A 352-nucleotide genomic window follows, 5' to 3' on the forward strand; every position below is an offset into this window, starting at 1 on the left:
GTGATCGACTAGGGGTTCGAGAGGATCTCGTCGATGCGAATCGCATTCTCGTCCGCCACGGCATCCTCGATGCTTTCGGCCACGTGAGCGTCCGTGACCCCGACGACCCGAGCAGGTTCCTCATCTCCAGAAACCTGGCCCCCGGCCTCGTCACGCCCGACGACATTCAGGTGATCGGATTGGACGGGACGACCGCGGACGACAGACCGAGCTATCTCGAACGATTCATCCACGGCGAGATCTACCGGGCACGCGCCGATGTCCAGGCCGTTGTCCACAGCCACTCCGCGTCGATGGTGCCCTTCAGCATCTCCAGGACGCCTCTGCAGGCGGTGTGGCACATGGCGGGCTT

At 63.6% G+C, this 352-nt stretch carries 1 protein-coding gene; it reads left to right on the forward strand.

Features of this window, described 5'->3' with window-relative positions:
- A partial coding sequence (locus R5H29_RS01495; protein WP_332328625.1) for a class II aldolase/adducin family protein occupies nt 1-352 on the forward strand: 352 nt, incomplete at both ends.

Origin of the sequence: Stenotrophomonas sp. A3_2 (assembly GCF_036624925.1) — a bacterium.
GTDB classification, from domain to species: Bacteria; Pseudomonadota; Gammaproteobacteria; order Xanthomonadales; family Xanthomonadaceae; genus Stenotrophomonas; species Stenotrophomonas hibiscicola.